Source organism: Campylobacter sp. BCW_6468 (assembly GCF_001762865.1).
In the GTDB taxonomy this organism is placed as follows: Bacteria; Campylobacterota; Campylobacteria; order Campylobacterales; family Campylobacteraceae; genus Campylobacter_D; species Campylobacter_D jejuni.
Genome location: NZ_MJXQ01000019.1, coordinates 146,669 through 169,977, shown reverse-complemented (window position 1 = coordinate 169,977; position 23,309 = coordinate 146,669). Strand labels below are relative to the sequence as shown.

18 protein-coding genes and 1 pseudogene are annotated in these 23,309 nt (G+C 31.6%); 13 read left to right on the top strand and 6 right to left on the bottom strand.

All coding sequences use genetic code 11. The features are described from left to right. The first annotated feature begins 34 nt into the window (after window positions 1-34). The 6 genes from AJ889_RS01990 to dsbI all read left to right on the top strand — a co-directional run bounded on the left by AJ889_RS01990 (window position 35) and on the right by dsbI (window position 6,484). Window positions 35-937 (top strand): RluA family pseudouridine synthase, encoded by a 903-nt coding sequence (locus tag AJ889_RS01990; RefSeq protein WP_002860156.1) that lies wholly within the window; start codon window positions 35-37, stop codon window positions 935-937. 111 nt (window positions 938-1,048) lie between these two features. Next, window positions 1,049-1,927 (top strand): fumarylacetoacetate hydrolase family protein, encoded by an 879-nt coding sequence (locus AJ889_RS01985; protein ID WP_002857697.1) that lies wholly within the window; start codon window positions 1,049-1,051, stop codon window positions 1,925-1,927. Window positions 1,928-1,990: 63 nt separating this feature from the next. Further along, complete coding sequence (locus tag AJ889_RS01980; RefSeq protein ID WP_002860155.1) at window positions 1,991-2,905, top strand: cytochrome-c peroxidase; 915 nt, start codon at window positions 1,991-1,993, stop codon at window positions 2,903-2,905. Beyond that, window positions 2,895-4,673: a methyl-accepting chemotaxis protein gene (locus AJ889_RS01975; protein WP_002853148.1), complete on the top strand. Its 1,779-nt coding sequence runs from the start codon at window positions 2,895-2,897 to the stop codon at window positions 4,671-4,673. The genes AJ889_RS01980 and AJ889_RS01975 overlap by 11 nt, the downstream gene beginning before the upstream one ends. Before the next feature lie 105 nt (window positions 4,674-4,778). Next, window positions 4,779-4,946 carry a disulfide bond formation protein Dba gene (gene dba, locus AJ889_RS01970; RefSeq protein WP_002779270.1) on the top strand — a complete coding sequence of 56 codons (168 nt, stop codon included), beginning with the start codon at window positions 4,779-4,781 and terminating at the stop codon, window positions 4,944-4,946. An 11-nt stretch (window positions 4,947-4,957) separates the two neighbouring features. Next, a complete protein-coding gene (gene dsbI, locus AJ889_RS01965) occupies window positions 4,958-6,484 on the top strand; it encodes a disulfide bond formation protein DsbI (protein ID WP_002859731.1) in 1,527 nt (508 codons plus the stop codon). Between the two features lie 20 nt (window positions 6,485-6,504). Here the strand turns inward: dsbI and queC are convergent, their stop codons facing one another. Beyond that, complete coding sequence (queC, locus tag AJ889_RS01960) at window positions 6,505-7,179, bottom strand: 7-cyano-7-deazaguanine synthase QueC (RefSeq protein WP_002779268.1); 675 nt, start codon at window positions 7,177-7,179, stop codon at window positions 6,505-6,507. Between the two features lie 76 nt (window positions 7,180-7,255). Between queC and AJ889_RS01955 the strand changes: the two genes are divergently transcribed. Continuing rightward, on the top strand, window positions 7,256-8,482 hold the full coding sequence (locus AJ889_RS01955) for an HD domain-containing protein (protein WP_002855588.1): 1,227 nt from the start codon (window positions 7,256-7,258) through the stop codon (window positions 8,480-8,482). A 91-nt stretch (window positions 8,483-8,573) separates the two neighbouring features. Further along, window positions 8,574-8,970, top strand: a pseudogene (locus tag AJ889_RS01950) (DUF1440 domain-containing protein). Window positions 8,971-8,981: 11 nt separating this feature from the next. Here AJ889_RS01950 and ilvD read toward each other — a convergent pair. Then, on the bottom strand, window positions 8,982-10,658 hold the full coding sequence (gene ilvD / locus AJ889_RS01945; protein ID WP_070293218.1) for a dihydroxy-acid dehydratase: 1,677 nt from the start codon (window positions 10,656-10,658) through the stop codon (window positions 8,982-8,984). 159 nt (window positions 10,659-10,817) lie between these two features. On the opposite strand from ilvD, the gene AJ889_RS01940 reads away from it, so the two are divergent. The 3 genes from AJ889_RS01940 (at window position 10,818) to AJ889_RS01930 (ending at window position 12,377) form a co-directional block, all read left to right on the top strand. Next, window positions 10,818-11,465, top strand: coding sequence for a ferritin family protein (locus AJ889_RS01940; RefSeq protein WP_002853081.1), 648 nt, complete (start codon window positions 10,818-10,820; stop codon window positions 11,463-11,465). 64 nt (window positions 11,466-11,529) lie between these two features. After that, complete coding sequence (locus tag AJ889_RS01935; protein WP_002855574.1) at window positions 11,530-11,769, top strand: ComEA family DNA-binding protein; 240 nt, start codon at window positions 11,530-11,532, stop codon at window positions 11,767-11,769. Between the two features lie 32 nt (window positions 11,770-11,801). Next, a complete protein-coding gene (locus AJ889_RS01930) occupies window positions 11,802-12,377 on the top strand; it encodes a ribonuclease HII (protein WP_002853153.1) in 576 nt (191 codons plus the stop codon). On the opposite strand, the gene AJ889_RS01925 is transcribed toward AJ889_RS01930, so the two are convergent. The 4 genes from AJ889_RS01925 to AJ889_RS01910 all read right to left on the bottom strand — a co-directional run bounded on the left by AJ889_RS01925 (window position 12,378) and on the right by AJ889_RS01910 (window position 21,502). Then, entirely contained in the window at window positions 12,378-13,823 is a 1,446-nt protein-coding gene (locus AJ889_RS01925; RefSeq protein WP_052775792.1) for a glutamate synthase subunit beta, read from the bottom strand. A 9-nt stretch (window positions 13,824-13,832) separates the two neighbouring features. Next, window positions 13,833-15,554 (bottom strand): DUF262 domain-containing protein, encoded by a 1,722-nt coding sequence (locus AJ889_RS01920; protein WP_002868987.1) that lies wholly within the window; start codon window positions 15,552-15,554, stop codon window positions 13,833-13,835. 19 nt (window positions 15,555-15,573) lie between these two features. Beyond that, complete coding sequence (gltB, locus tag AJ889_RS01915) at window positions 15,574-20,061, bottom strand: glutamate synthase large subunit (protein ID WP_052775793.1); 4,488 nt, start codon at window positions 20,059-20,061, stop codon at window positions 15,574-15,576. A gap of 133 nt (window positions 20,062-20,194) precedes the next feature. Then, window positions 20,195-21,502, bottom strand: coding sequence for a Na+/H+ antiporter family protein (locus AJ889_RS01910; RefSeq protein WP_072227286.1), 1,308 nt, complete (start codon window positions 21,500-21,502; stop codon window positions 20,195-20,197). A gap of 203 nt (window positions 21,503-21,705) precedes the next feature. Here AJ889_RS01910 and AJ889_RS01905 point away from each other — a divergent pair, with 203 nt between their 5' ends. Next, complete coding sequence (locus AJ889_RS01905) at window positions 21,706-22,944, top strand: sulfite oxidase (protein WP_002901756.1); 1,239 nt, start codon at window positions 21,706-21,708, stop codon at window positions 22,942-22,944. 2 nt (window positions 22,945-22,946) lie between these two features. Continuing rightward, window positions 22,947-23,288, top strand: a complete 342-nt coding sequence (locus tag AJ889_RS01900; protein WP_002853099.1) for a monoheme cytochrome C — start codon at window positions 22,947-22,949, stop codon at window positions 23,286-23,288. The last annotated feature ends 21 nt before the right edge of the window (window positions 23,289-23,309 follow it).

The following is a 23,309-nucleotide window of genomic DNA, read 5'->3' as shown; positions in this document are numbered from 1 at the left end:
AAATTATATCAAATTATCCTAAGAAAGTTATTAAATGGCTTACATAAAAATAAAACTCTCAAATAATGGAAAAAAGGCATTTCAAGTCCTTATGGAAAATTTAAAAATTAGCATAAATGAAGCACAAAAACTCATAGACAAAAAAAGACTTTTTTGCGATGGAATTTTAGTAGAAGAAAAGAATGAAATTTTAAATGGTTTAGTAGAGCTTATAGTCTATGAAAACAATCCCAAAGGAGTAGAAATTGTCTTTGAAAATGAAGACTTGGCCATACTTGAAAAAGAAAGTGGGATCTTAAGTCATCCAAATGGTAGACATTGTAAATACAGTCTTAGTGATGAAATTTGGCATCTTTGGGGAAAAGAAGCTTGCGTAGCACACAGACTTGATAAAGAAACGAGCGGACTTATACTTGTAGCCAAAAATAAAAAAGCTCAAATTGATCTTAAAGCTTTGTTTGAAAAAAAACTGGTTCAAAAAGAATACCTTGCTCTAGCTAACGGAAAAATAGAAGAAAATTTTATAATTGATAAAGCCATAAATTTAGCCAAAAACTACGATGATGTAAAAACAAGGATGCAAATTTGTAAGGAAGGAAAACAAGCTATCACTGAGTTTGAAATTTTAGAGTACTTTCCTAAAATCAACGCTACTCTTTTACTCTGCAAACCCTTAACAGGCAGACAACACCAAATAAGAGTGCATTTACACTATAAAAATCATACCATTTTAGGCGATCCACTTTATGGGCTTAGCAAAGAACAAATCGAAAGTATTTTAGATGAAAAATTAACCCCCAAAGAACGCTTAAAACTTACAGGTGCCTTGCGTTTGTGTTTGCATTCTTATCGTTTGAAATTTCAATATAAAAATCAAAATTTTAATATCAACTCAAAAATAAACATAAAAGAAATTTTCAACAATTCTATAAAATAAAATGATGTTTCACTACGCTACAATCAATCACTTTTTTACCAAATTTTAAAACAAAAAATAATTCTTGCTAAAACTTTAAGTATAATTAAATAAAAAAGCGAGATTTTCCAAATGAAATTTGTTAATTTTATACAGGGTCAAAAACCCAATCTAGGAGTACTAAATTCTAGTGGAAAAATTGTAAGTTTTGATGATCTTGGCATTGAAACTAACGATATGAATGAATTTATTATCCATTTTGATAAATTTAAACACAAACTTACAGACTTGGATTCTAAAATAGCCTATGAAATTCCACAAGAAAATTATCTAGCCCCTATTATAGAACCTCGTCAAGATATTATATGTCTTGGGATTAATTTTTTAGATCATGCCAAAGAATCTGCCAAATTTAAGGGTGAAAAATTTGAAGAAAGAGAATATCCTGTATATTTTGGAAAACGTTGCAATCAAGCTACGCCACCTTTTGGCGATATACCTTTACATGCAGATGTAACTTCTCAGCTTGATTATGAATGTGAGCTTGCATTTATTTTAAGTAAAGATGCTTATAAAATCAAAGCTAAAGATGCAAAAGATTATATCTTTGGCTATACTATTATCAATGAAATTTCAGCTCGCGAACTTCAAAAACGCCACAAACAATTCTACCGAGCAAAAAGTCTTGAAGGTAGCACTATAATGGGACCTTATATCACAAGCGTAGATGAAATTTCTTATCCTCCTAAACTCCAACTTCAAAGCTATGTCAATGATGAACTACGCCAAAACTCTAACACTCAATTGTTTATTTTTGATATTGCTTATGTCTTAGAAGAACTTAGTGCAGGCATGCTTTTAAAAGCTGGAAGTATTATATCTATGGGAACTCCTAGTGGAGTAGGTATGGGGTTAAATCCACCTACTTTTTTAAAATCAGGAGATAAAGTACGTTGCGTTATAGAAAATTTAGGAGAACTTTGTAATAAAATAAAAAATATCAATTATTAAATAATTTACTAAAATTATACTATAATGGCATTTTAAAAACTTAAATTAAGGCAGAAATTTATCATGAAAAAAATAATAATGATTTTATGTTTATCTTATGCAAATATAGTCTTTGCAGTAGATATGATAACCCCTATTCCAAATTCCATCTCTTATGATAAAGAAAAAGCTGAACTTGGAAAAAGTCTTTATATGGATAAAAGTTTATCTAAAGATGGAAAAGTTTCATGCAATACTTGCCATAGGCTTGATCAACACGGTGTTGATGGGCTTGAATTTTCAATAGGAGTTGATAATCAACTCGATAAACCCTTTAACACTCCTACAACCTTTAATTCTGTGTTTAATTTTGTGCAATTTTGGAATGGCAGAGCTAAAGATTTAACAGAACAAGCTATGGGACCTTTTTTCAATCCAAAAGAAATGGGGCTAAGTCCTGAACTTCTTTTACAAAAAGTTAATTCAAATGAAAATTATGTAAAAACTTTTAAAAAACTTTATGGAGAAGTTACGGTAGAAAACATAGCTCTTGCAATCGCCGAATTTGAAAAAACCTTGATCACCCCAAATTCTCCTTTTGATCGCTATCTTAGCGGGGATCAAAATGCTATTTCAACTCAAGCTAAAAAAGGTTACGAAGATTTTAAAGCTAATGGCTGCATCTCTTGTCATCAAGGTCAAAATATAGGCGGGAATATGTTTCAAAAAATCGGTATTTTTGAAGAATACCCAAACCAAGAAGATTTAGGGCGTTATGAAATCACAAAAAGAGAAGCTGATAAAATGGTATTTAAGGTTCCTAGTCTTAGAAATATAGCCAAAACCGCGCCTTATTTTCATGATGGTTCTATACCTACTTTAGATGCTTGTGTTCAGTTTATGGCTTACTATCAACTAGGAAAATTTTTAGATCAAGAAACAGTTGACAATATAGTTGCATTCTTAGAAAGCTTAACAGGAGAATATCATGACAAATAAAAAAAGTTCATTTTTGATAAAATTTATTATCTTATCTATACTAGTTTTGACTTTCATTCTTGTTTTATTGGCTATTATTTTTAATAACTATTCTTCATCTAAAAATAACAAAGACTTGATAAACATAGTTCAGCAACTAGAAATTTCAGATGAAAAAATCAATTCTATTTTTCAAAATAGTTTTAATTTTATCAACTACGATCCAAGTGTGCAAGCAATAAAAAAAATGCAAGAAAACTTTACAAAACTTAAAACTTTTGGGATTGACATAAACAAAGCAGAAGAAATTTTTAATGCCAAACTAATCCAGCTTAATTATTTTAAATCCGCAAATTCCATAGCAGTAAATTCAAAACTTTATTTATTTGAACTAGCTAAAAATTATTTTGAAGAATTGGAACAAAACCATGAAACAAATAAAAACAACTATAAAACAATGAGTTCTATGTTAAGCGTTCTTTCAACTGAAAATATTTTACAAAAAACAACACTAAATCAACTCAACAATCTTATGAAAGAAATCAAAAATGATACAAAAAGTGAAAATTTACAACTTTTTTTAAAACACTATAAAATGATTGTAAAGCAAATTTCTATTATGCAAGATAATTCTTCTATTTATGAGAATAATTCTCTCATGAAAGAGTTAAAACAACTTAACACTTTTACCCAAAATACTATAGAACAATCTAATTTATTTAAATTTTATATCGCTTTAGCAGTATTTGGAATCACTCTTGTATTATTTGTATTTTTTATTTTATTAACACTAAAAAAAGTCATCATGCCAATTCATACTTTAGAAAAACTAAGCGCTAATTTAGCTAGCAAAGAAGCCAATCTACACTCTCGTTTAAATATAGATCCAAAAAGTGAGCTTGGACAAAGTGCTCAATATATTAATTCATTTATTTCCACCGTTCAAAACTCAATCATAGAAGCCATAGAAAATGCTAAATCAAGTCATCAAAATTCACAAAAACTCAAAAACAACTCTATGATGCTTGAAAACAGCTCTAATTCGCAACATGAACAAATTCAAGGAGTTAAAGAAATCACTCATGTTTTAGATGATCATATCAATCTTGCGGGAAATTTAGCACAAGAAAGTATAGAAAATATGCAAGATATGCACATACTAATGGATAAAGTAGAACTTACTCTATCTGAACTTGTAAATTTAATAAATGAAAACAATGAAAAAGAACAAAATATAGTAGCCAATATGGACAATCTAACCCAAAGTGCGGATAATATTATAGAAATCACAAACTCCATTAAAGACATAGCTGATCAAACTAATTTACTTGCCCTAAATGCAGCTATCGAAGCTGCAAGAGCAGGCGAACATGGGCGTGGATTTGCTGTTGTAGCCGATGAAGTTGGACAGCTTGCTGATAAAACAAGTAAATCTCTTTTAAACATCAATGCTACTGTTAATACTATAGTCCAACAAATCAATGACAACAAAGCCTTAATGGATCTTATCCATGATTCTATGAAAGAAACCTCTTCAAAAACCAATGATTTACAACAAGAACTTGTAAATTCTATGCATAAATTGGAAAGCTCTATAGAATCAACCCAAACCATGAAAGATAAAAGCATGGAAGTAAAAGATAAAATGCTTATCTTAGGAACAAATATAGATAAAGTTAACGAACTTGCAAATTCTGTTAAAGATTTATCATGTGAAATCAATAATATCTCTCAAAATGTTCTAAATGGTGCCTCTAAACTCTCCGAAAAATTAAGTAGCTTTCAGTAACTTTTTTCACGTTAATTTAACTTAACGTGAAATTTCAATAAAAATTTTATTTTTAATTTATGTTTTTCAAGTAAAATTAGCAGTTTTTATTTCAAAGGAGATACTATGGAGTTTCTTGAACTTTTATTAGTTTTAATCGCCTTGATACTGATTATCAAAAAACCAGAAAAAGAAAATTTGGCTTTTGGTTTGGTAATGGTAGCTTGGCTTTTAATGGTTTTTTTCTATGTTGGCCACAAAACAGGCGCACTATTAACAATAATGAATCTGTAAGGAAGGGCTAAATGAACGAAATCAATAAAACAAAAAATTTCTACACACTAATGTGTTTAGCAGGCTTTTTGATTATACTCTTGCCTGTAGGTATTGCAAATTTGATATTTGGTTATATGTTGGGCGATAGTCCTTGCACGCTTTGCTGGGGACAAAGAGAAGCAATGATCTTTATCGGTGTAATGGCGCTTTTCATTGTTCGTTATGGTATGAAAGGTAAATACCTTGCTGCTCTTTTAATCATGACAGCAGTAGGGCTTTATCAATCTTTTGCTCACTATGGTAATCACGCTCATAGAGATTTAGATCAAGGTTTTGGTTTAGCAGTTTTTGGTATCCATACTTATTTTTGGGCTGAAGTAGTATTTTGGGCTGTTGTATTGCTCTTAGGTGTGATTTTTGCTTTTGCTCCTAAATTTAATGCTTTTGAAGCTGAACTAAATGGAGAAAAGTTTAGAAAATATACTAAATTTAGCTTTGCAGCAGTTTTAATCAGTGCTATCATCGTAGCATCAAATGTTTTCCAAGCCTTTGTTAGCACAGGTATTCCTCCTTATGTAGGACAAGGCGATCCTGTAAGATTTAGTTTAAATCCAAAATACATCATTTGGAGTAAAGAAGGTTGGAATGGTTTATGGCAAAATATTTCTTTCTTAGGAAAACGCGATGTTAAAGCTCCTGATTATGCTTTTGCACCTGCAAGTGAAAAACTTGGCATAAAATTTGATAATGATATCAACAATGCTCCATTTGCAAAAATCAATGATGAGCTTAAAATCACAAATGAACAAACCATAAATTTTGACAAAGCCATCAATACTCTTGATTATATCAATAACGAATTTGTAGCAAGTTCTAAATGGGATGTAGCTTTCTTAGATAATAATTTTAGCGTTAAAGAAGGTTTTGAACTTGATCCTTATTTTTCAGCTACTATTGATCCAATCATCGGTATCATACCTTATATGAACGATAAATTCATTCTTATGGGCTCAAACAAATCTTTCTTAAGATTTGCAAAAAATCCTAATGCAAGTGAAGAAGATATCGCTAAACAATACGCTGACTTTGTAAAAGGCAATGATAAATTTAAAGGTCAAGGCGAAAGTTTAGGTCGCGGAAGACTTGATACCGTAAGAGCAAAATTTAACCATGTGGCAAGTATGACTACAGATGGAAATTATCTTTATCTTGCAACTGTTCCAAACAACAAAGACGCTAAAACTTTTGTAATCTCTAAAGTTTCTTTAAAAGATCGTGTTCTTTCAGGAGAATTTACTCCAAAAGCAAATCTTAAAGAAGGTAAAACTTTAGGCGATCTTTATGTAACTTCTATGACTTTTAAAGATGGGGAAATTTATGCACTTAGCAAAAATCACAATGTGATTGCCGTAATTGATCCAGTCAAAGAAGAAGTAGTGAAAACTATCGCTTTCCCAAGCTCTATCACTAATGCTAGAAGCATTTTCTTTAAAGATGGAAAAATCAATATTCTTTCTTATCAAGATGGAGCAAACAAGCTTTATACTTTAAACTAAGCTTTAAGTCCTAGTGAAAACTAGGACTTATATTTAATCTTATCTTTAAATCCTGCTTTTTCAAAACCTCTTAAACGAAGCAAACAACTATCGCACTCCCCACAAGCTTCATCTTCACTCTCATAACAAGACCAAGTAAGTTCTAAAGGTACATTTTCTTTTAAGGCTAGTTCTACAATTTTAGCTTTGTTTAGTCTAACAAGCGGAGTTTTTATACAAACTTTGAAATTCTTACTCGTACCTTCATTGATAAATTCTTGTGCCTTTTGTATAAACTCATCAGTACAGTCAGGATAACCACTGCCATCTTCTTCTACCACCCCTATAAAAATACTCTCACAATTTTCCTTTTCAGCCAAAGATCCTGCTATACTTAAGAAAATTCCATTGCGAAAAGGCACATAAGTGATAGGTGGAGTATCGCTTGTACAAAGCTCATTTTTAGGGATGTCTATACTTTTATCGGTTAAGGCATTGCCCCCTATATCTTTGATAAAACTCACATCTAAAATATAAGATTTTTCTACTTTTAAAGCCTTGCAAATTTGCTTAAAACATTCTTTTTCTTTTTCTTGAGTGCGTTGTTCATAGTCAAAATGCAAAGCGATGATTTCATAACCTTCTTTTTTGGCCAGATAAGCACACAAAGTACTATCCATACCGCCACTTATGATACAAAGTGCTTTTTTACTCATTTTTATCCTTAAATTTGCTATAATTTCACAATTTTAACGAAAATTTTTAAATTTAAATTGCAAAAAAGGCAAAAGCATGATAAACATAAAACTCATAGAACACATTTTTAAAGCCGCTTCTATCAGTCGTTGGAATGATTATCCAAGAATGGCAAATTTGGTTGAACTTGACAAACAAGCTCATAAATTCATCATCGCATATTTTATCGCTAAAATGGAAAAAGATGTGGATATGAGAGTGATTATAGAAGGGGGAATTTTTGAGTTTTTAAGTCGTGTTGTGGTAACTGATATACGCCCTGATGTGTATCATGAAATCGTGCGTCAAAAAAAAGCTGAAGTTAATGCTTGGGTTTTAAGCAAAATCGAACCTATGATAGAAGATATAGAAGATGGGGAATTTCTAAAGCGTTTTGAAGCGTATTTAAACGGTAATGCTTATGCTAAAGAAAGACTTATCTTAAAAGCAGCTTCATATTTTGCTACAAGATGGGAATTTAACATAGTTTATCAAACCTCAGCTTTTTTAAATGATATTGATGAGATTAAAAACAAAGTTGAAGAAGAATTAGAAGATTACTATGAGCTTATAGGAGCTAGAAAAATTGCTTTAAATCAAAAAATAGCCAAAATTATTGATCTTAGCGGAAGACTTCGCTTTCAAAAACGTTGGGCTCAAACTCCACGCATACCAGAAACCGCGGTTTTAGGACATATGCTTGTGGTGGCGATTTTAGGATATTTTTACTCACTAAAAATCAAGGCTTGCGATAAAAGACTTGAGAATAATTTTTATTGTGCTTTGTTTCATGATTTGCCAGAGTCTTTAACACGTGATATTATCAGCCCTGTAAAATACGGCATTGATGGACTTCATGATATCATAAATGATTATGAAATGAAACTTATTAATGAAAGAATTTTACCCTTTGTACCTGAGGGTTTAAGGGCTGAGTTTTCTTATATTTTAGGCATTAGAGAAGGTAGAAACGGTGAGTCAAATTTTGTAAAAAATGAGTTTGAAAATCGCACTTATAAAAATGCTAAAATCGAGCTTTGCAGCGGAAGTTTAAGCTCTTTTAATGAAAATGAATTTGGTGCTATAGATGGTAAGGCGCTTAAATACTGCGATAAAATTGCTGCTTATATAGAAGCAGGACTTAGTATAAGTTATGGTGTAAAGTCTAAAGAACTTGAAAGTGGTTTTTTAGGAATGTATGAGTTTTTTAAAGAAAATCCTACCATAGATGGGGTGAATTTTTTTGAAATTTGTGAAAGTTTAAGAGAGTATTTTAAAATTTAAATAAGATTTTTATACTACTATTTTCAATATGTTTTAAATAAAAATATTATAATTTCAAATTTTATTTTGTATAAAATATAAAGGAGTTATTATGAAAAAATACTTTCAAAAGCGCTATACTTTAGCCTTTTTTATAGGTATATTAGCGGGTATTTTCGGAGCTATTGTTAAATGGGGTTGGGAAGTACCTTTTCCTCCAAGAAATCCCAATGTTTTTTGACCAGCAGATGCTTTAGAACGTGTTACTCCACCTAAAATTTTTCTAGAACAACTAGGCTTACCTACTGAAAGGTGCAGTTTTTGGATTTTTTGTTTATCTTTTTGCCCATGTTATTGTAATGCCTTTAATTGCAGAAGTTCCACCACTTTCTGAAATTCCTTTTGATGAACACCTGTCTGAAATTTTTGGCCATATTGTTTGGCTGTGGGGCATGGAAATAGTTCGTAGAGATATAAGAAATCGTATAACCAAAGAAATAGAAGAATGAAAGGAAACCTTTCATTCCATATCTAAAACCGCACCTTTACTAGCATTGCTAACAAGTTTTTGATACATTCTAAGCCATCTTGAAGACACCTCTTTTTGAGGCAATGCAAATTCTTTTTTACGTTTAGCAATTTCTTCTTCACTTACATTTGCATGGATAGTATAAGCATCTACATCAATTTCTATTTCATCTCCATCTTTTAAAAGTCCTATAAGACCACCTTCAGCTGCTTCAGGGGAAATATGACCAACGCTTAAACCCCTTGTAGCCCCGCTAAAACGACCATCGGTGATTAAAGCTACATCAGCACCTAAACCCATACCCATTAAAAGTGAAGTAGGACTTAACATTTCTTGCATACCAGGACCCCCTTTTGGACCTTCATAGCGTATTACACAAACATTTCCTTTTTGCACCTTGCCTTTGATAATGCCTTTTATAGCTTCATCTTGAGAGTTAAAACAAACAGCTTTGCCTTTAAATTTTCTTTCTCCGATTATTCCTGCGGTTTTTATAACGCAACCTTGCTCGGCTAAATTTCCAAACAAAATGGCAAGCCCACCTACTTTTGAGTAAGCATTATCTACTTTACGAATGATATTTTCATCTTTGATTTTGGCATTTTTTAAGCGTTCTTTGAGACTTTCTCCTGTAATGGTCAGTGCATCAAGTTCTAAAATATGTCCTTGTCTGCTTGAAATTTCAGCCATAACTGCACTCACACCGCCTGCTTTGTGGATATCATCCATATAAACACTATTTAGCGACGGGGCTATTTTTGCTATGTGTGCAACTTTGCTTGAGATGAAATTTAAATCTTTAATATCTAGTGCCACCCCTGCTTCACGCGAAATGGCAAGCATGTGTAAAACAGTATTGCTACTTCCACCCATTGCCATATCTACTACCATAGCATTACGCACGGCTTTTTGAGTGATGATATTGCGAATTTTAAAACGCTCATCTAAGGCGATTTCACAAATACGACGCACTGCTTTTCTTAAAAGCTCTTCTCTTTCTTTGCTTAAAGCTAAGATGGTTCCATTACCTTCTAGTGCTATACCCATAGCTTCGCATAAGGTATTCATAGAATTTGCTGTAAACATTCCCGAGCAAGATCCACCACTTGGACAGGCTGAACATTCTATATCTTTAAATTCTTCTTCGCTAATTTTTTTGGCTTCATAAGCCCCTACAGCTTCAAAAACAGAGCTAAGACTAATCTTTTCTCCTTTTTTAGTTACCCCTGAAGCCATAGGCCCACCACTTACAAAAATGGTTGGAACATTTACTCTTAAAGCTCCCATTAACATACCAGGAGTGATTTTATCGCAGTTTGGGATGCAGATTAAAGCATCAAGTTGATGAGCATTCATCACTGTTTCAATGGAATTTGCGATGATTTCACGACTTGGTAAAGAATAAAGCATACCTTCATGTCCCATAGCTATACCATCATCTACACCTATGGTATTAAACTCAAAAGGCACACAACCATTTTTGCGTATCTCATCTTTAATGATTTTAGCATAATCATTTAAAAAATAATGCCCTGGGATTATATCTATATAGCTATTTGCTACACCTATAAAAGGTTTGTCAAAATCTTCATCTTTCAAACCACAAGCACGAAGTAAAGAACGATTAGGTGCTTTTAAATGTCCTTTTTTTATCGCATCGCTTCTCATTGTAACTCCTGATAATAATTTTTTAAAATTATATTTAGCAAAGCTTAATTTTTGTGAAATTTATTTTGATATACATTTTCATAAATGATAAAAATTATTAATTGACAAAAATATTTTTTTATAATACAATGCTTTTTGATAATCAAAAAAGGAGTCAAAATGAGACAATATGAAACCTATAAATGCCAAAAATGTGGTAATGAAGTAGAAGTTCAAAATGTAGGTGGAGGTAAGCTTAGTTGTTGTGGTGAAGAAATGAAATGTATCACTACAGATTTAACTGCAGTAAATTTGATGAAAGCTTTTGCGGGCGAATCTATGGCGAGAAACAAATACGATTTATTTGCTGATGTAGCTGAAGAAGAAGGTTGGCATGCGGTTGCTAGACATTTTAGAGAAGCAGCTGAAAATGAAAAATGGCATGCAAGAGCAGAATTTAAAGCTTATCATGAAATCGTTGATGGAAAACCTTTAGAAGTAACTACAAAAAACCTAGTAACTGCTGCAGAAGGTGAAAACTATGAGCACACAACTATGTATCCAAATTTTGCAAAAATTGCTGAAGATGAAGGTAAAAAGGCTATAGCAAGATTATTTACAGCTATTGGTAAAGTAGAAATCGAACACGAAAGAGAATATCTAGCGCTTAAAAAAATGCTTGAAGAAGAAGAATTTTTTAATAGCGAAGTAGAAGAATTATGGGTTTGTGAAGTATGCGGACATATACATCGTGGCAAAAAAGCTCCAGCAGCCTGTCCTTTATGTAAAGCACCAAAAGAGTATTTTAAACGCGAATTTTTGGGTTAAGTTAAGAAATTCTTATCCTTTTTAAGATAATATTATAATTATTTTTTAATAAAAGGATAAGAAAATGAAAAAATTACTATTTTTATTTTTTGCTTTAACGGCTTTTCTCTTTGGTGCTGTAAATATCAACACTGCAACGCTAAAAGAATTAAAAAGTTTAAATGGTATTGGCGAAGCTAAGGCTAAAGCGATTTTAGAATACCGTAAAGAAGCAAATTTTACAAGTATTGATGATCTTAAAAAAGTTAAAGGCATAGGTGATAAGCTTTTTGAAAAAATCAAAAATGATATCACAGTAGAATAAAAGGGCATTTTTGCCCTTCTTTTTAGAAAAATTTGAAAACTTTATTTGACACAAAAGAACTTTTAAACGAATTTGATATAAATTTAATCGGTATTGATGAAGCAGGACGCGGTGCTTTAGCAGGTCCTATGATGATGGCAGCTTGCAAACTGAACAAACAACTTGATGGGTTGTGTGATTCTAAAAAACTAAGCGAAAAAAAACGCGAAGAACTTTATGAAATCATCATCAAAAATTCAAACTATCTCATACTTGCTTTTTCTTCAGAACAAATCGACGCACTAGGCTTAAGCACTTGTTTAAAAAAAGGCTTAAAACTTATAAAAAAGCATTTTAAAACAGAAAATAACTTCTTATATGATGGAAACACCAACCTAGGTATAAACGGGATAAAAACACAAATCAAAGCCGACACTAGCATTTTGCAAGTAAGTGCAGCTAGCATACTCGCAAAAGTTAGTAAAGATAGGGTGATGAATTTCTTAGCTAAAGACTTTCCTTGTTATGAATTTGAAAAAAACAAAGCCTATGGCACAAAAGCTCATAAAGAATTTATAGCTAAATTTGGAATTTGCAAACTCCACCGAAAAAGTTTTAAACTTTTATGATTATTTTGCTAAATTTTGATGCAAACTCAAAGCACATTCTATACCATCTTTTATAGCCCAAACAACTAAAGATTGTCCTTTTCTAGCATCTCCACAAGCAAAGATTTTTTTATGAGTGGTTTGGAAATTTTCTGTGCTTATGTTGTTTTTCTCATCTAATTTCACTCCAAAATTTTTAGAGATAGCTTCTTCGCACCCGCTAAAACCCATAGCTAAAAGCACTAAATCTGCTTTATAAGTTTTTTTAGAATTTGAAATTTCGACATTTATAGCTTTGCCTTCTTTAAACTCGCGTTTTAAATCATTTGCTTCAACACCTTCTACACGAGTTTTTCCTAAAAATTTCTTTGTCATTTTTTGATATTCCCTAGGATCTTTGCCATATACAGCAATGGCTTCTTCTAAACCATAATCAGTAGTAAAAATGTCAGCTTTTAAAGGCCAAGGATTGTTTTGGCTTCTTTGCAAAGGTCTTTTTGGACTTCTTTCAAAACGCACTATAGATTTAGCCCCTTGTCTTGTCGCCACAGCAATACAATCCACACTTGTATCCCCGCTTCCTATAACCAAGACATTTTTACCTTTGGCCGTATCTGCACCCTTGCCTGTTTTTAACAAGGTTTTGGTATTTTGCGTTAAAAAATCAAGAGCAAATTCAACCCCTTTTAGCTTTCTACCTTCTATATCAAGATCTATAGGCTTACTTGCTCCTGTACAAAGCACCAAAGCATCAAATTCTTTTAGAAGTTTTGAAACCTTATCTTTGCTGTCTATATTTTCATTCACTTTAAATTCAATCCCACTTTTTTTAAGCAAATCCACCCGTCTTTGAACTATACTTTTATCAAGCTTCATATCAGGGATGCCATACATCAAAAGTCCGCCTATTTTATCGCTTCTTTCAAAAACACTTACTTTATAACTTAGTGAATTTAAAGTATTGGCACAAGCAAGCCCAGCAGGCCCACTTCCTATGACAGCGATTTTTTTGCCATTGTATTGCTTAGGTTTATTTACTCTTACTAAATTTTCCTTAAAAGCATTTTCTATAATGGATAATTCATTATTTTTTATGCTCACACTAACACCATTTATCGCACACACACAAGAATCCTCACAAGGAGCAGGGCAAACACGACCGGTAAATTCAGGAAAAGGATTGGTAAGATCAAGTCTTTCATAAGCTTCTTTCCATAAAGAACGATAAACAAGATCGTTCCATTCAGGAATGAGATTGTTTAAAGGACAGCCCACATCTTTTCCTTCGCTCATCACACCCGTATGACAAAAAGCTACCCCACAATCCATACATCGTCCACCTTGAATTTCTTGTTCTTTTTTATCCAAAGGTATAGTAAATTCTTTGAAATTTAAAACCCTTTCCTTAGGAACAATTTTTTTAAAATCCATTCTTTTAAAGTCTAAAAAACCTCTTGCATTTCCCATTTTTACTCCTTATTTTTGTGTGATTTTCAAAAAATCTACAAAAAATTTTCTAGCCCATTTAGTAAAATCTTCATTTCTTTTAATAATTTGTTTTTTTTCAAAATTTAAAAAATTTTCATCATTGGCAAAAGATAAATTACAAGATAATTTTGATTTTTTATAGTATTCTTTCTTATCTAAAAGACTACGATCGCTACAAATGCTATTTAAAATTTTTTCTAAAGGAATTAAATTTCCAAAAGTATTTTTTAGTTTATTAAAATCATCTTCATTTTCAAATTTATAATTTTTTAATAGACCATTATTTATTATATTTTGAGGTATAATATGTTCAATAGTAAAAGCATAAATTTTTTCATCTATTAATTTCATACACTCTTCAATTCCAACATTATTATATGTTAAAAATAAATAGTGAAAATATTTACCCCATTCATAATTATCTTCACTAATTTCGCTTATAAATTCATTTATATCATAATAACCTGCTCTTTTTATACATTTATTACAATCATCAATAATTCTATTTTTAAATTCATCTTTTGATTCTGTTACCTCGCCAAGTTTAAAAGCAGTAGAATCATTAGTTTGTCCAAAGGAATAAAATATAATTTCTGCTTGTGAAAAAAGTCTTAAACATTCATCATCTAATATATTATTCATTTCCAATCTAATAAGAGAAGAATAAAAATAAGGATTAATTTTTAGTATCATAAAAATTTTAAACATCTCAATATTATCTTGTGTCTTTTCAAGAATTTTTAAAAAAGTTTCAAAAAATTGCAATAAGTCTTTGGAATAATCGTCTAACCATTTTTTAAATTCTTCTTTAGTTTTATCTTTATTTTTCAACACTCTCTTTAATTCATTATAATGTATATTGGCACTATTTCTATAATGTGCAATTTCTTTCACTCCTAAGGAATGATAATTAAAAATTCTTGCCTCTAATTCTTGATAAAATTGAACATCACCTAAAGAGTGAATAGTCTTATGCTTTTTAATATTCATGCTAATCTTAAAAATTTTTCCAAATCTTTCATTAATAACCTCATCTAATTCCCCTTTACAATACTTATTTGAATATAAAATCAATAAAGATTTTAATTTGTCTAAAATTAAAAGTGGGATACCTCTATCATTAACTGTTTGAAACATTCTAATAGCTTTTCCAGAGTCTTGCTCTTCTAGCCACATTATAGACATATTTCCAATGATATTAAATAATTTTAAAGCTTTATCAGATTCCAAACTTGCAACATAACTCCAAATTGCTTTAAAGACTTTATAAAGTTTTTGCTGTCCTTGTGTTTGTGCCTTATTTTCTAACTCTATATTAATTTTATTATTTTCTGCTTGTTTTAGAACTTCATTAAAAAACAATTTATTTTCATCTTGAACTTGAAGTCTAAAATTATCATTATCATCACAAAAATATACAATATTTCTTTGAGAATTTTGCGTTCTAAAATTTAAAGCATACCGTAACATAAAAATTGTTGTAATTCTTTGTTGCCCATCTATAATATCATAGATTTCTGGATTTTTAGAATTCTTAGATACAACTATAGTTCCTAAAAAATGACCCATTTGATCACTTACTGCTTGTTCAGCCTCTAATAAATCTTCCCACAAATCATCTAAATTTTTTTCTTCCCAAGCATAATCTCTTTGATAATTTGGTATAAAAAAAATTGAATTATTTAACACTTCTTTTACTTTTTTTATCATTATTTCTCCTTTTAAAATTTTATTGTGTGATTTTCAAAAATGCTGCTAAATTTGGATCTTTTTCATTTTTACAAAGATCAAGCATTTTTAACATCTTTTCATAATCTCTTGGCATGACTTTAAAAAAGTCTTTTTTATCGAATTTTTCTAAGATATCTTTAGCCTTTTTAGAATCTGTATAAGCGATATGTTTTTCTATCACAGCTTTTAATTCTTTTTCATCCTTAGCATTAAGATCTTTAATATCCACAAGCTCGGTATTTACATGAGCTTCATTGTGTCTTCCAAAGATATAAACAACGCCACCACTCATACCAGCAGCGAAATTCGCACCCACATCTCCAAGAACTACAACTTGCCCACCTGTCATATATTCACAGCCATGCACACCTGTTCCTAAAACCACAGCCAAAGCTCCTGAATTTCTTACACAAAATCTTTCCCCTGCTATACCATCTAAATACACTTCACCTTTTGTAGCTCCGTATAAACAAGCATTTCCTGCGATTATATTTTCTTCAGGTGAAAAAGTGGCTTCATTTGAAATTTTTGCTATGATTTTGCCACCACTTAAACCCTTTCCTAAATAATCATTGCTATCGCCTATAATCTCAAGTCTAATGCCCTTTAACAAAAACGCTCCAAAGCTATTGCCTGCATTGCCTATAGCTTTGATATGGATGCTATCTTCATCTAAAGCATCTTTTCCATAAGTTTTTAAAATTTCACTTGAAAGCATAGTTGCAAAAGTACGACTTTGATTTCCTACTTCTAAAGAAAGTTTGATAGGCTCTTTTTTCTCCACAGCATTTTTACAAAGTGGTAGTAAAATTCTATAATCAATCGTTTTTTCAAGTTTATTGTCTTTATAATCTTTAAAATGCACAGCGGTTCTATTATAAGTAGGCAAGGATTTTAAAATTTTATCTAAATTTAGCTTTCCTGCTTTACCTTGCACACTTTTTTGGCGGAGTTTATCCACGCGACCTATCATATCATCTAGGCGTTCAAAACCAAGCCTTGCCATGTATTCTCTAAGCTCCTCAGCTATAAAATACATGAAATTAATCACATCATCTACTTTGCCTTTGAAACGATCTCTAAGTTCTGTATCTTGAGTGGCTATACCAAAAGGACAGGTATTTAGATGACAAACTCTCATCATTGTACAACCTAAAACAATCAAAGGCGCGGTTGCAAAACCAAATTCTTCAGCTCCTAAAAGTGCTGCTATGGCTAAATCACGCCCGTTCATAAGCTTTCCATCAGTTTCTAATCTTACCCTATCTCTAAGCTTATTTAAGATCAAAGTTTGATGCGTTTCAGCTAAGCCTAACTCCCAAGGAATTCCAGCATGCGGTATAGAAGTTCTAGGACTTGCACCCGTACCTCCATCATAACCTGAAACAAGGATTAAATTCGCGCCTGCCTTAGCCACACCTGCAGCAACCGTTCCTATGCCATTTTCGCTTACAAGTTTTACTGAAATTTTAGCGTCTTTGTTCGCATGTTTTAAATCATAAATGAGTTGAGCCAAATCCTCAATAGAATAAATATCATGATGAGGAGGTGGGGAAATAAGCGTCACACCTGCAGTAGAATGTCTAGCCTTAGCTATCCAAGGATAGACTTTAAAGCCCATTAATTGTCCGCCCTCACCTGGTTTTGCACCTTGAGCGACTTTGATTTGAATTTCTTTTGCATGACTTAAGTAGTTTAAATCCACGCCAAAACGCCCACTTGCTACTTGCTTAATGGCTGAGTTTTTATCCACACCCTCTTTGATTTCATAGCGTTCTTCATCCTCGCCACCTTCACCTGAATTTGATTTAGCACCTATTTTATTCATAGCCTGTGCTAAACACTCGTGTGCTTCTTTAGAAATAGAACCATAACTCATCGCTCCTGTTCTAAAGCGTTTAACTATACTTTCTACACTTTCAACCTTATCTATACTGATAGCTTCACTAAAATCAAATTCCATCAAAGAACGCAAATTAACTTGTTTTTCATCTACTAAAGCCGAGTATTTTTTAAAGCTTTTATAGTCTTTGTTGCGACAGGCTTGCTGAAGATTAAAAATCACAAGTGGATCGATTAAATGTTCTTCTTTAGCACTTCTAAAACCATGAATTCCTTTAGAATCTAAAGCCTTATGCGTATCGTTAAAAGCATGTTTATGTAAAGCAATGAGCTCTTTTTCAAAATCTTCTAAATCCATACCTTCAATGCGTGAAGTTGTAGAAGTGAAGTATTTATCAATCACTTTAGAGCTTAAGCCCAGACATTCAAAAAGTGCAGAGCCATTATAACTTTGCAAGGTAGAAACTCCCATTTTAGAAGCAATTTTGACTATGCCACTTGAACTTGCCTTGATGAAATTTTCTACCGCCTTTTCATAACTTAAATTTAAATCTTTATTGGCAATGAGTTTTTGTATGCTCTCATAAACCAAATAAGGATTAATAACAGTCGCACCATAACCTAAAAGACATGCAAAATGATGAATTTCTCTAGGTTCACCACTTTCGATAATAAGACTTGTGTGTGTTCTTAAATTTTTTCTTACTAGATGATTATGCACTCCAGAAACAGCAAGCAAAGCGGGGATATAAGCGTTTTTTTCATCCACTCCTTTATCGCTTAAAATGATAATAGAAACACCTTTTTTAACCTCATCTTCTATCTTAACGCAAAGCTCATCTAAAGCCTTTTCTAAAGTTTTTTTAGAATAATCATAAAGTATAGAAAATTCTTTAACTTGAAATTTATTTAAAGCCTTAACTTCAAAAAGTTCTTCATTGCTTATCACAGGCAAGGCTATTTTTACGCGTTTTGCATTGTTTTCATCAGGTTTTAATAAATTGCCTTCGCTTCCTAGATAAATCCTTGTAGAAGTAACAATCTCTTCTCTTATGGCATCAAGAGGAGGATTAGTTACTTGTGCAAAAAGTTGTTTAAAATAATTATACAAAGGTTGATAAGTTTTAGAAAGTATAGCCAAAGGAGTATCTACACCCATAGCTGCTATAGCTTCTTTACCATTTTGAGCCATAGCAGCCACACTCATTTTAAGCTCATCATAACTCCAACCAAAAGCTTTTTGGAGTTTTAAAACCTCATCTTCTTTTAAAAACTGATGTTTATAAACTCCGCTTTTTTGTTTTTCAAGTTCAACTAAATTTTTAAGCCATTTTTTATAAGGCTTGGCATTAGCATAATGCTCTTTGATTTCATTATCAGCTATAACCCTACCTCTTGCTGTATCAACGAGTAAAAGTTTTCCAGGTTCTAAGCGTTTTTTGGCTTTGATATTTTTTTCATCAAGTTTTAAAGCCCCTGTTTCACTTGAAAGTATGAGCATATCATCTTTTGTAAGATAATACCTTGAAGGACGAAAACCATTTCTATCCAAACTCGCCCCCATAATCACTCCATCAGTAAAAACTATAGCAGCAGGCCCGTCCCAAGGCTCCATCAATAAAGAATGATATTCATAAAAAGCACGCTTTTTGCTTTCCATATTTTCATTTTTATGCCAAGGTTCTGGCACCATCATCATAAAAGCTTCTTCTAAAGTACGACCATTTAGAGCTAAAAATTCTAAAGTATTATCAAACATTGCAGAATCACTGCTAGGCTTAGCTATGATAGGAAAAATTTCATCTAAATTTTCAAAATACTCACTTTGCATCAAGCCTTCTCTAGCTCTTATGCTATCAACATTTCCGCGTATGGTATTAATCTCTCCATTATGCACCATATAACGGTTTGGATGGGCTCTTTCCCAACTTGGGAAGGTATTAGTCGAAAAGCGAGAATGCACCAAAGCGATGGCTGATTTCATATTGACATCTTTAAAATCAAGATAAAAATCGCTCAATTGAGTTGAAAGAAGCATTCCTTTATAAACTATGGTGCGTGAAGAAAAACTTGAAAAATAAAATTTTGGCACATTAATAGCTCTTTTTTCTATAAGGCGACGCGTACTATAAAGCACTCTTTCAAACTCAAGTCCTGCACTTATTTTACTTGGTTTTTTCACAAAGGCTTGTAAAAAATAAGGCATAGCTTTTAAAGCACTTGCACCTATATCGCTAGGATTAAAAGGCACTTCTCTAAAACCTAAAAATTCAAGTTTTTTATCCTTTAAACCTTGTAAAAATATTTCTTTTGCTTCTTCTTTTGCATCAGTATTGGGTGATAAAAACATCTGTGCTACGGCATAATCACCCTTTTTAGGAAGTTCAAAACCCAATTCTTGAGTTTTAAAAAAATCATGTGGAATTTGGATCAAAATCCCCGCCCCATCACCTGAATTTTCTTCAGCTCCTGCACCACCTCGGTGCTCAAGATTCATCAAAATTTCTAAAGCATCACAAATAACCTTATAAGAGGCAATACCGCGTATATTAGCAACTGCAGCGATACCACAGGCATCGTGTTCGTTCTTTGGGTGATATAAACCTATGCTTTGATTATTTTCTAGGATATTTTCTAAATCCATTTTGCTCTCCTTATAAGACTGATTTAAATTTTGTTAGCTTTATAAGGATTATAGCATACATTTTTTTAAAATCGATATAATTTTTATCTTAAAAATAAATAAATTAAAAAATATTTTGATAGATTTGTAAAAATTATAAAAACATGGCGATAATACTACCTAAAATCAATAATGGGCCATTATAAAAAATAAAAGTTGGTATGCAAGTATCTTTAATGTGATCGTGTTGTTTATCAGCATTTAATCCTACAGTAGTTCCCATGGTTGTTTCACTGGCTGGACTTCCTGCATCTCCTAAAGCTCCTGCTACTCCTAAGATAAATATAATAAGTGCTGTACTAAAACCAAGTTCCAAACAAATAGGACAAAAAAGCGTAGCTATGATAGGTATAGTTCCAAAAGAAGTACCTATACCCATAGTGATGATAAGTCCTATTAAAAGCATGAAAAATACTGCTAAAAATTTACTTTGCTCCATCCAAGGAACGACTGAATTTACAAGATCTACTACTGATCCACTTTCTTTTAAAACTTCTCCATATCCTGCAGCAACAAGGATAACAAAAGCTATAAAACCCATCATTTTAAGCCCATCATCAAAAACTTCATTGACTTTTGAAAATTCAACTCCACCCAAAATAACCATTAAAACAAAACCCAAAAGCCCTGATAAAGGTAAATTCATAGTCAAAATTTGCAAAATTAAAGTTAAAACAAGCCCAGCTAAAACACCCCATTCTTTACGCGTCATTTCAAGATTTTCTAAATCCACTTTAGCAATTTCTACTTCTTGATACTCTCTTGACTTACGATAAAACACAAAAAGCGCTAGAAAAAGTCCTGCTATCATACAAATAGCAGCGAAATACATAGTATTTGTAACATCATTTAAAGATACACTTACATTATTTGCATTTAAATTATCTTTTAAAAGATCTTGAAAAGTAAGTCCAAAGCCTACTGGCAAAACCATATAAGGCGTAGTAAGTCCAAAAGTTAAAGCACAAGCAACCGCTCTACGATCGATTTTAAGTTTATTAAAAAGACTTAAAAGAGGTGGAATCAACAAAGGTATAAAAGCCACATGAATAGGAATTAAATTTTGAGAAAAACAAGAAATCAAAGCTATAGACAAAAGCAATAAATATTTTTTATGAGATATAAAATGACTTACTATCTTAATCAAATATGCAGTTAAATTTGTCTTTGAAATCGCTGCGGCAATGGCCCCTAAAAGTATATAGCTAAGAGCTGTTTTTAAATTTTCTTTCATTCCACTTATAAGTATATTCATAGTATCTACGAGTTCAAGATGAGAAAATACACCTGCAACAAGAGCTGAGATCAAAAGACTCAAAAGTACATTAAAACGAAACAAACAAAGTAAAGTCATCAAAACAACACTGATAATGATAGGATTAGTAAGTAAAGTCAAAATTATTCCTTAAATAATTTTAAAAATTTAATTGTAGAAAAAACTTAGTTAAAATGTAATAAAACTCGAACATATAATGATTTTATTTTAATATGCAAAATTATAAAAATAATTATTTTTTTTAATCAAAAAGATTAATATAATCAATTATTTAAATTCCTAAAATTTATAATAAAATAAAAAAATCATAAAAATATAAGGATATTTCAATGAAACAAAACAATCAAAAAGAAGATCGCAGAAATTTCTTAAAAAATATAGGATTTGGTTTGCTTGGCATCAGTGTATTGTCAAATTTTTCTTTTGAGAATTTTTTAGGAAGTAAGGCTTTGGCAAAAGAATTGCCTGATTTTAAAATAGAAGGTAAAAAAGATCTTATCTACCATGGCGAAAAACCATTAACAGCAGAAACTGAAATTTATGCTCTTGATTCTGATTTTACCAAACCTGAAAATTTCTTTGTTAGAAATAATGGCTTACCACCAAGCCTAGAAACGATAAAAGAAAGACTTCACAAAGGTTGGACTTTAGAAATCGATGGAGAAAGCATTATCAATAAAAAATCTTACACCATAGAAGATTTAAAAAAGAAATTTAAAACCTATACTTATGCCTTAACAGTTGAATGCGGTGGAAATGGTAGATCCGAAGTTATACCTAGCACAAAAGGAACTCAATGGGGTTATGGTGCAGTAGCTTGCGGTAGATGGACAGGAGTACGTTTAAAAGATATTTTAAAAGATTGTGGCATCAAAAATGATGCGGTTTATATCGGATATTATGGCATAGATACAAAATTAAATGGTGAAGAAACTTCACCTATTAGTAGAGGAGTTCCTATTTCTAAAGCTTTACAAGATGAAACTCTAATAGCTTGGGCTTATGAAGGCAAAGATATTCCTTTAGTCAATGGCTATCCACTTAGACTTGTTTGTGGTGGTTACCCTGCAAGTACAAGTGGTAAATGGCTTTATAAAATTTCAGTAAGAAATAAAATTCATGATGGTGAAAAAATGGAAGGTTCTTATAAAGTTCCTGTAAATCCGGTAAAACCAGGAGATTTTAACTATAAAGGCGAGATGAAAATCATAGAATCAATGCCTATAAGATCTGTAATTACTAATATCAAAAGTGGTTCTGAAATAAAAGCAAATAAAAAATTTGAAGTTAGAGGTAAAGCTTGGGCTGGAGAACTTGAAGTTAGTGAAGTTTATATAAGCAATGATTATGGCGTAACATGGACTAAAGCAAAGGTAGAAAAACCATTAAATAGATTAGCATGGCAAAAATGGAGTGCTCAAATATCAATACCAACAAAAGGATATTATGAAATTTGGGCAAGAGCTATCGATAGTCAAGGTAACAGTCAACCTATGGTTTTAGCACAGTGGAATCCAGGAGGATATATCAATAATGCATGCCATAGAGTTAATATTTATGGAGTTTAAGTATGAAAAAAATTATATTGATCTTAGCATTGTTTTTAAGTGCAAGTTGGGCTCAAAATCTTGAAATTAACCCTGATACAGGATTGATTATCGATCCTGATTCACCTTTAGTGGAAGCAAATTGTTTAGCTTGTCATGGATCCAATCTCATTACTAATATGCATGCAAGTAGAAAAGCTTGGTTAGCAGCTATAAGATGGATGCAAGATAGTGAAGGACTTTGGGAAATAGAACCTGAAGATGAAGAAAAAATTTTAAATTATCTTGAAAAATATTATGGAGAAAAATACGATACAAGAAGAAGAATTCCTCTAGCTATACTCTTACAAAACAAAACTCATTGAAGAAATCATTTCTTCAATGAT

Excerpts from the sequence above, each read along its gene's own strand:
- AJ889_RS01990 (WP_002860156.1), top strand. The coding sequence starts at position 35 with ATGGCTTACATAAAAATAAAACTCTCAAATAATGGAAAAAAGGCATTT.
- AJ889_RS01985 (WP_002857697.1), top strand. The coding sequence starts at position 1,049 with ATGAAATTTGTTAATTTTATACAGGGTCAAAAACCCAATCTAGGAGTA.
- AJ889_RS01980 (WP_002860155.1), top strand. The coding sequence starts at position 1,991 with ATGAAAAAAATAATAATGATTTTATGTTTATCTTATGCAAATATAGTC.
- AJ889_RS01975 (WP_002853148.1), top strand. The coding sequence starts at position 2,895 with ATGACAAATAAAAAAAGTTCATTTTTGATAAAATTTATTATCTTATCT.
- dba (WP_002779270.1), top strand. The coding sequence starts at position 4,779 with ATGGAGTTTCTTGAACTTTTATTAGTTTTAATCGCCTTGATACTGATT.
- dsbI (WP_002859731.1), top strand. The coding sequence starts at position 4,958 with ATGAACGAAATCAATAAAACAAAAAATTTCTACACACTAATGTGTTTA.
- queC (WP_002779268.1), bottom strand. The coding sequence starts at position 7,179 with ATGAGTAAAAAAGCACTTTGTATCATAAGTGGCGGTATGGATAGTACT.
- AJ889_RS01955 (WP_002855588.1), top strand. The coding sequence starts at position 7,256 with ATGATAAACATAAAACTCATAGAACACATTTTTAAAGCCGCTTCTATC.
- ilvD (WP_070293218.1), bottom strand. The coding sequence starts at position 10,658 with ATGAGAAGCGATGCGATAAAAAAAGGACATTTAAAAGCACCTAATCGT.
- AJ889_RS01940 (WP_002853081.1), top strand. The coding sequence starts at position 10,818 with ATGAGACAATATGAAACCTATAAATGCCAAAAATGTGGTAATGAAGTA.
- AJ889_RS01935 (WP_002855574.1), top strand. The coding sequence starts at position 11,530 with ATGAAAAAATTACTATTTTTATTTTTTGCTTTAACGGCTTTTCTCTTT.
- AJ889_RS01925 (WP_052775792.1), bottom strand. The coding sequence starts at position 13,823 with ATGGGAAATGCAAGAGGTTTTTTAGACTTTAAAAGAATGGATTTTAAA.
- AJ889_RS01920 (WP_002868987.1), bottom strand. The coding sequence starts at position 15,554 with ATGATAAAAAAAGTAAAAGAAGTGTTAAATAATTCAATTTTTTTTATA.
- gltB (WP_052775793.1), bottom strand. The coding sequence starts at position 20,061 with ATGGATTTAGAAAATATCCTAGAAAATAATCAAAGCATAGGTTTATAT.
- AJ889_RS01905 (WP_002901756.1), top strand. The coding sequence starts at position 21,706 with ATGAAACAAAACAATCAAAAAGAAGATCGCAGAAATTTCTTAAAAAAT.
- AJ889_RS01900 (WP_002853099.1), top strand. The coding sequence starts at position 22,947 with ATGAAAAAAATTATATTGATCTTAGCATTGTTTTTAAGTGCAAGTTGG.